Annotated in this window: 2 protein-coding genes and 1 pseudogene; 2 read left to right on the forward strand and 1 reads right to left on the reverse strand. The window is 52.2% G+C overall.

Features of this window, described 5'->3' with window-relative positions:
* Window positions 1-214: 214 nt before the first annotated feature.
* Window positions 215-556, forward strand: coding sequence for a hypothetical protein (locus MCRY_RS23080; RefSeq protein ID WP_176234556.1), 342 nt, complete (start codon window positions 215-217; stop codon window positions 554-556).
* An 85-nt stretch (window positions 557-641) separates the two neighbouring features.
* Window positions 642-983 (forward strand): helix-turn-helix domain-containing protein, encoded by a 342-nt coding sequence (locus tag MCRY_RS23085; RefSeq protein WP_176234557.1) that lies wholly within the window; start codon window positions 642-644, stop codon window positions 981-983.
* A 223-nt stretch (window positions 984-1,206) separates the two neighbouring features.
* Here MCRY_RS23085 and MCRY_RS23090 read toward each other — a convergent pair.
* Window positions 1,207-1,720 (reverse strand): annotated as a pseudogene (locus MCRY_RS23090) (HYR domain-containing protein); the annotation flags it as partial.

The raw sequence follows: 1,720 nt of genomic DNA on the forward strand, positions 1-1,720 counted from the left end.
GAAAGACGCCAAATAGCGGTGAAGGTCACACAAGTAGGGCAGGGGACGATGGCCAAAAACGGACCGTTTTTGTCATGGCCACAGCACTCATTGTCTCAGGTTTGCATCGTTGATCATTGAAACTAGATAGTATTTGCCTGTGAATTCGGGGGTTCCCTCGTCAAGGTCTCGTGAGTGCCCATTGATTTGACTCCCCCAGTAGGGTATCTTTTCTGTGAAAGATGATGTTATCCTGTCGGTCACCATCGATGAATCCGAAGATCCGGTTGTGATAGTGTCCATTGAGATTCCTGAGGGGTATCTCGAGGTCATGGCCGAAATCGAAATCGACTATGAAAGCAGGGTGATTATTGCGAGAGGCCTTCATCTGCACGGTGTGGACTTTGATGCGAATGGGTTGGGATCCATAAGGCTCCGGCAGATTGCAAGGGCGATGCTCGAGGATTTGGACTATGATGAATGCAGGATTGAAGGAGCTATTCGGACGACCGGGGCAAATCCAGGACGTCGACCGAAACCGGTCCGGTTTACGAGAAAGCCTAGTCCTTCGTCCTGAAGGCGCAACGTTCGCGATCAATGCTATAGCGGTGACGCGTATCTTGGCAAAATGTGGTCTCACGCTTCTCAGGGCAAAGCGGGCCGTGGAAGATGTCATTGCCGGGAACGAGGTTACATTAGTTCTTCCAAGAGTAACCTCGCGAGATCATCTGGTCGAAGAACTGGCTGCCGCAGGGGTGCAAGGCAAATTCCTTCGAAAAAGACCTCACATAAAGTCCAAGAGTGTCGCCGGGAAATGGGTCAAGAAAGTCCGCGAAGGTGCAGGTCTAACCCAAGAGCAGTTCGCTGTCGTATATGGCGTAGACCTCAAGACCCTTCAGAAATACGAGCAATGCGTGAGCATCCCAGCCGCTGCCGTCCTATCATACTTCCAAATGATTGAGGCGGATCCGGAGGCCGTGAAGCGCTTGCGTATCGAGAAGTGACGCAGAGCCGGATTGGCCTCGCGTTTTTCTTATGTGGTGAGGTGCCTCGACAGAACCAATGTTCCAAAGCCCTGGCGGGTCGAGACGCTTGGCAGGCATCAATATGAAACCGCAACTGGGTCGCGAAACGGCGATACGTCTCGTTGATCTTGTCCCAACTGCCGCCACCAGTCACGATGGGGTCGATTCCGGCTGAGTGCAGAATGACACCCTAAGCGGTGGCTCAGAAGCGGATATCTAGGGTAAGGTTCGCACCGTAGCTTTCGTAATCGCTCCCGAGGCCGTCATAGAATGTGCCAAGGCGGAAAGTTGTATGAGTGCCTGCATAATCCAAACCCAGGTGAGTGCGCCCGCGCCAATTCTCAAACTCTGGTGCAGCAGTAGCGCCATTGCTGGAGGAATAGATTCCAGACAAACCACCAACGAGTTCAAGGCTACCTGCTTCGACAATTGGGGTTTTGAAGTCCATCCCTATGCTCCATTGCATCAAATCAACAGTCTGGTTTGGGATCGTGTTACCCAGGCTATCGATATAGGTCTGTTGTTGGTCCTCGGTGTAGGTGAAATCTAGAAGCGGCATCAGGGTGGTATCCTGCACCATGTAATCCCCTGTTGCACGCAATTGTGTCAACCAACGTTTGGTATCAAAGTCATCGGTATAAGTACCCAGTGGGGTGATCTCGCTCTCAGTCTGGCCGTAAAGCAACCGTCCCTCGAAATAGAGAGGCTGGTTGGGT

It is taken from the genome of Marivita cryptomonadis (assembly GCF_002115725.1).
GTDB lineage: Bacteria > Pseudomonadota > Alphaproteobacteria > Rhodobacterales > Rhodobacteraceae > Marivita > Marivita cryptomonadis.